The organism is Aetokthonos hydrillicola CCALA 1050 (assembly GCF_017591665.1).
Lineage (GTDB): Bacteria > Cyanobacteriota > Cyanobacteriia > Cyanobacteriales > Nostocaceae > Aetokthonos > Aetokthonos hydrillicola.
The window spans coordinates 1-6,051 of sequence record NZ_JAAKGC010000187.1; the positions used below are offsets into that span (position 1 = coordinate 1).

A 6,051-nucleotide genomic window follows, 5' to 3' on the forward strand; every position below is an offset into this window, starting at 1 on the left:
ATTTCCTGTGTCACAGTCTCCCATTCTTGGCAAATTTTGCGGGCGCGAGGTAGCAAGAGTTCACCTGCTAATGTTAACTTTGCCTGACCTTTCCTATGAAACAGCTCTAACCCCAAATCTGTTTCTAGTGCCTGAATCTGCCGACTTACACTGGATTGAGTGACACCGCATTTCTTTGCCGCTTGTTGAAAGCTGCCAGTTTCTGCGATCGCCAGAAAAGCTTGCAACTGCTCTAGCCGCATTTTATGTAGTTTGAATCACGCTTATGGCTCCAATCAAATTAACCGATTTATGTATAAGATTTCGTATACTCTGCTACAAATTGAATGTTGATCCCTACTTTATTACCAAAGCGGTCAAGATTCCTGCACTACAACATAAAATAAATTTGCTTCTTGTTGACTTTGAATCTTTGAATTCAAAGATTCAATCCCTTCTAGTACATTCGCCAATAGTATCGTAGGTTGGTTACACTTGGATCAGCACGGTGTCTGATTAGACTTGTGGGCTAAATCTAATTTACTAGATAGAAGCGAGAATGCGGCTGTTAGCAATGCCGCCAGAAGAAGCACAAAAGCTCGCAAACCAAACCCTATACCCCCAGTACTGGAAATTTCACCCTAGTACCCACGTATGGGACGAAAGTATTCCCGCTCATTATGGCGAAGATAGTGACCTAGAGTCTAAAACTACAGGATGAAATTAAAAAAAATAATTTTATGCTCAATCCACAAAAGCTACCATTTCTAGAATCTATTGGTTGGCAGCTAAAAAATGTATATCAAATGAGTGAGAATGAAATTATTCAATTATATCAACGCAATTGGCATCATAGAACTACCTTCAAAAATTTCAAACAAGAAGAAAAAAAATTTGTTCATTATTTAGCAAAAAAATATAACTCTTGGTTATTACCAGATTTGGAAATGTTTAGTTTCGAACATCACAATAATATACTTACAATTCTGAATGCTTTCAATCCAGAAGTTCTCGAAAAAGCTTCTGCATACTTTGGTGGGGGTACGCTCTTGGCGTTAGAATATGGTGAATACAGGCTTAGTAAAGATATTGATTTTCTCTTCCCTTTTGGATCTGAAAATTACAGGTATTTAAGAAACTTGATTTACGATGAAGGAATTGTAGCATTATTTCAAAGTACGACAGATATCGAATTAGGTGAAACTACAATAAATCAATATGGTATTCGTTTCCCTGTTGTAGTTAATGAAACAACTATTAAAGTGGAAATTGTAGCAAATGGGATGTTTACTTTAGACTCTCCTGTTTATCCTATATGGGCGAAAATCCCTTGTCTAAGTATAAGCGATAGGTTCACATCAAAGCTCATGGCTAATGCTGACAGATGGAACGATTCAAGCACACAGTCTAGAGATTTGATTGATTTAGCAATATTGCGTGTAAATAGCGAAATACCCCCACAGGCGATCGCTAAAGCTGAAGAAAGCTACGAAGTGAAAAAGCCATTAATTAAAGCTATCACTATTTTTACCCAAAAAGAAGGATATAGAGATAAATGTTTTCAGCAATTAAACGTACCTGAAGAAAAATTTCCAATAATAATGGATGGTATAAATTTGCTACTTCTTGACTTTGAATCTTCGAATCCAAGGAATTAAAAATTTAATCTGTTGTAGTATCTTCGCCAGCGCCTAGACCTAAATTCTATTTCAGTGGAGCGGCGTTGCGCGTGGGCAGTGTTGAGTAAACGTTGATAGAGTATTTCCGGGATTTGAAGAGTTACTGTCTCTGTTGCCATTGTTCAATTCCCTACCCATGCCTTGATTAAATCGTCTTAATTTTAGCGTAATCGTCGCTGTAGCTGATCTTCATGGATTCTGTTTAAGTGTGCCATAGATGTAGTGGTCATGCCGTTCAGCACTGTCTGTTGGCAGGATATCTAAAACCTCCTGGGGGATATCAGCAATCAGTTCTTCTATAAATACGCCAAAAGGTTTGGGTGGTTCTTGTAAGCGGTGATGTTTGATTTTTGCTAATAGTAAAAAGTCAAAAACTTCTTCGATGACGGGATCAGGCTCTGTCTCAATTTCGTGGATTAATTGTTCTTTGAGGGTCATTTTTAAGCTCTCGTTATTGCTCTCAATATATTAAATGATAACCGATAGACGGGTTAGGCTTCCTTGTAGCTCTCTTGCTATGAGTACATTACGGCTATCATTCATCACCATGCACAGTTTGTCTTTGATTGATAAGTGTTCTAGAACAGGAGCTAGATTCTGATTTAAAAAATAAATCTTTCGATTGTAAACTTTGTCAGGAAATCCTGATATTAAAATTTTGGTCTACGAATGGACAATACTTTCAGCTTCTAGTAAACTAATAATCTTAGGCGACGTGTGAAAATTTAAATCTATGTGACTGAAACCCTTGTAACTGTGCTGTCTATTGGTGGAAAATTCAGGAATGGAATGACTAACTTAACATAAACATTGAGGGACGCTTTAACTACGGTTGACAATAATCTTTGTTTTTTTACAGGACAATAAAGGTATTTTGGAATTCTAAATCATGTCAAGTCCGTTGCTCCCCGGAGAGGGTGCTGTTGGTTCTTATGGTGAGTTACTTAAAACGGGACGTAGGGGTGATAACTTGACGCCACATCATATATATACCATCTAATGCGTTTATGCTTCTCAAAATCCCTGGCTATACTTCGGTATGCTGCTGATATAATTCCGCGACTTCAGCAGCGTTAAAGTTTCTCAGGGTTAAGGAACTGACTTTAATATTGAAAGGACTTGCGGTATTTAACCTATCACTACCACCAGATGCAATTTTGTAATCACGCACGTCCCGCAAACCTATCAATCCTACAGATGAAGGGAAATTTTCGGGACGGTTGGGATAACCATCGCGTAACTGCCGTAAAACAGAAATTAGAATTTCATTTTGTAGGGAATCAATTTCATCGATGAAGACTACTAACAGTCGTGGTGAAGCTTGCGCCCAAAACTGTAAATTAGCTCGAATTCTTTGTCCCGGTTCTTCATAAACCCAGGCAGAAGGTTGTAAGTCTTTAGGTAACCGGATTGCAATTGTATCCCGCCAAGCACCAAGAATTGCTAATTCTGCTGCACTTGGGTCATTATTAAACGCGCTTCCGACTTCTACTGATACCACGACTGCTGCGTAACGCCCGCTCGCTGTTAGTTCTGAAGCTAGAGCTAACATAGCGGTAGTCTTACCTGTTTGGCGAGGTGCGTGAACTACAAAATAGCTCTCTTGCTCAATTGATAGTTCCAAGTCAGGTAACCGACTGGTGGGTGGTAACATGTAGTGTTTATCTGCTCTACATGGACCTGCAATGTTAAACCAACGGGACATGCAATATTTTTGCGTGAACATGGATAACTTTAAGTTTACCCGAAAAAAAGAACCAACTTTTGCGGAATCGCTTAACGCGGTGTTGTAGTCATCAATTAGCTAAGCGACTATACCAAAACTTTATAATATGTTTAAAGAAATCAAGAATACTATTCAAAATTTTTTCGTTGAAAGAAACAGATATCAACAGTTTTATTCAAAAGCGCAAGATGTGATGATAGATGCTCTTTTGGAACATAAGCAATCAGTCGAAATAAAAGATACACCTGTTTTTTTCCCAGCAGATAGTCAAATCACAGAAATAATTTACTGCTTAACCCAACAACTTGAAATTTCTGCTTCTTGGAAGTACGTTCAAAAGAATAACCAGTATTACGTGTTACTCATTCAATTTGATGAGCAAGAGTTTGAAGAGCAAAAACTAACAGACGAAACTGAACTTGAATTTAGAAGAAAGCAAGGCTTATACACTCTAGCTTAACAGTTATCAGTGAACAGTTATCAGTTATCAGTTATTGACTGATAAAACACACTTCATAGCTTCTCTACTACTTAGACGGATGCGGTCAAATTCTTTAGTGCTGCGCTTGCGTGTAGTCTCACTTGGGGATCTTGATCTGTCAACATTGCTGTTAATGGCTCCAATGCTTGTATATTACCTAGTTGACCCAACGACAGAGCGATCGCACTTCTAATCACGGCAATCTCCACTGCTGCATGTTTGGAGTGTAAAATATCCAGCAAGATTTGTAGTGCTTTATCAGTTAACGTTGGAGAATTGACTCGTCCCAAAACCGCAACAATTTCTTGCCATAACGTCACAGATTCCAATTCATAAAATGAGGAGTGCAAATACTCCAACCCTGACAATGTACCTACCCACATCAAAGCGCGGATAATTTCGAGTTGTAATTTTAGTGGTCTGTTGGGTGCGATTAGTGCCTCAAACAAATGGTAAGCAGCACTGTCAGAACCCATTTTACTCATAGCGATCGCTGCTGCACAACAAACATCTTCGTCTGAATCATAAAGTCTAGATTTCAGCTTTGTCACCAAATCTAACTCGGCACATAACCCAGGACGTTCACCCAAAGCAATCACTGCTTCGCGCCTAACTGAACTTGCTACATCGTTCAAAGCATTTAAAAGCACTGATGGTACCCGCTGATCATGAAAGCTACTAAGTGCTTCAATTGCGACGACGCGGACAGCAACTTGTGAATCTTCCACCACACTTAATAAAGGTGTGATAGTTTCGTTATTGCGAATGTATGAGAGCGATTGCACAGCTAATAGCCGCGTGTTTCTATCTTTTAAGAGTTCAGTTAAGGCAAAAATAGCTAAAGTGCCTATTTCTCCTAGTGCTGCTGCCGCCATTCCCTTGAGTTCTTCATTATTATTGCTTTTAATTAATTCAACCAAAGGCGCGATCGCGTCTGAGTTTTTCATATCCCCCAAGATTCGCATTGCATACCAGTGCAATTCTTCTTCAGACTCGTCATCCTCCAAAATGCTAATCAGTTGAGGGATGGCGATCGCTCCAAACTTGCTGAGTACCTGAGCTATTTCCCAACGCTGCTGAAAATCCCCCATCGTTAAAACAGCAAGTGCAAATTCCAGCAATTTTTCTGTATTTTTCGCTATCTCGGGATTTTCCAAGTTCTCTTGCACAGTCAATTGCTGTAAGCATTGAATCACTAATGACCAGTCAGCTGTATCATGTGCTGTTTGTGCTTGTATTAAAAGCTGGTTGATTTTATTCACAAATTTTTTCCCACTGTATGCGCATGGCGATAACGAGGTGCTACGCTTCTGGGTGCATCGATCTTTTGTAACGTTCTGTCGGTTTGCATAGACTCAAAAAGAACCACCTTTTCCGGAATCGCTTAACGCAGTGTTGTAGTCCTCAATTAGCTAACTTACTATAACTAAACTCTATATTAACCTGACGGGACATACCCTGAAAAGACCCAGTCATTGCGACTGGGTTTTTGGGTTTTGGTCGTACGTTTCCTATTGAACCAAAACCGAATTTCCCTCAATTTTAGCCGAGTAAGTTTTTAGGGGGTCATTTGCTGGACCTTTTAGCACCTTACCATCAGCCCCATATTCTGCACCATGACAGGGACATTGGAATTTTTTCGCATCACCTTTCCACTCGACTGTACAACCTTTGTGAGTACAGGTAGGGTCGACAGCAACTAGGTTACTGCTTTTAGATCGGCCAACAACTAAAACTGATCCAACGGGTGAATTTTTTGCAAGCAACTGACCCGTTTTATCTAACTCTCCTATTGTACCTACTGTTTGCCAGCCTTTAGATGTCTTCTCGGAAGCACAAGCTGCGATCGCTACCGGTAAAGAACTTGCTATCCAACCCACACCAACGAAAGTTAAAAAATTACGACGATTCATACCTGCTCAAAAAAAGTTGAAAATCTCATTCTATTTGTTGGCATCTGAGATCGGCTACAAGTTCGTATAACTGCCAATGTTGTACTTATTTGGTTTTATTTATGCAAAAAACGCATCACTTTAATACATTTAGTGCAAATTATTGGCATTTTTGTAGCGAATTATACGATTCTTTTCATTTCGTAACATTAACTTAGGGATATGTAACGCCGGTACAAAAAAAGTATCAGGAGAAATCAACAAAGAACAAATTAGTAAGTGTGCGAGAACAAT

7 protein-coding genes and 1 pseudogene are annotated in these 6,051 nt (G+C 39.2%); 3 read left to right on the forward strand and 5 right to left on the reverse strand.

The features are described from left to right. A partial coding sequence (locus tag G4P69_RS34980; protein ID WP_208354513.1) for a LysR family transcriptional regulator occupies positions 1-242 on the reverse strand: 242 nt, incomplete at its 3' end. Positions 243-538: 296 nt separating this feature from the next. Here G4P69_RS34980 and G4P69_RS34985 point away from each other — a divergent pair. Both G4P69_RS34985 and G4P69_RS34990 read left to right on the forward strand, forming a co-directional pair. Beyond that, positions 539-700 carry a hypothetical protein gene (locus G4P69_RS34985; RefSeq protein ID WP_208339934.1) on the forward strand — a complete coding sequence of 54 codons (162 nt, stop codon included), beginning with the start codon at positions 539-541 and terminating at the stop codon, positions 698-700. A gap of 19 nt (positions 701-719) precedes the next feature. Then, positions 720-1,637, forward strand: a complete 918-nt coding sequence (locus tag G4P69_RS34990) for a nucleotidyl transferase AbiEii/AbiGii toxin family protein (protein WP_208339933.1) — start codon at positions 720-722, stop codon at positions 1,635-1,637. Between the two features lie 210 nt (positions 1,638-1,847). Here G4P69_RS34990 and G4P69_RS34995 read toward each other — a convergent pair whose 3' ends face one another. Together G4P69_RS34995 and G4P69_RS35000 are read right to left on the reverse strand one after the other, a co-directional pair. After that, on the reverse strand, positions 1,848-2,096 hold the full coding sequence (locus G4P69_RS34995) for a hypothetical protein (protein ID WP_208339932.1): 249 nt from the start codon (positions 2,094-2,096) through the stop codon (positions 1,848-1,850). A 598-nt stretch (positions 2,097-2,694) separates the two neighbouring features. Then, positions 2,695-3,363, reverse strand: a pseudogene (locus tag G4P69_RS35000) (ATP-binding protein); the annotation flags it as partial. 127 nt (positions 3,364-3,490) lie between these two features. On the opposite strand from G4P69_RS35000, the gene G4P69_RS35005 reads away from it, so the two are divergent. Continuing rightward, positions 3,491-3,844, forward strand: coding sequence for a hypothetical protein (locus G4P69_RS35005; RefSeq protein WP_208339931.1), 354 nt, complete (start codon positions 3,491-3,493; stop codon positions 3,842-3,844). A 71-nt stretch (positions 3,845-3,915) separates the two neighbouring features. Here G4P69_RS35005 and G4P69_RS35010 read toward each other — a convergent pair whose 3' ends face one another. Beyond that, complete coding sequence (locus G4P69_RS35010; RefSeq protein ID WP_208339930.1) at positions 3,916-5,127, reverse strand: HEAT repeat domain-containing protein; 1,212 nt, start codon at positions 5,125-5,127, stop codon at positions 3,916-3,918. 249 nt (positions 5,128-5,376) lie between these two features. Beyond that, complete coding sequence (locus G4P69_RS35015) at positions 5,377-5,778, reverse strand: QcrA and Rieske domain-containing protein (protein ID WP_208339929.1); 402 nt, start codon at positions 5,776-5,778, stop codon at positions 5,377-5,379. Positions 5,779-6,051 lie beyond the last annotated feature (273 nt).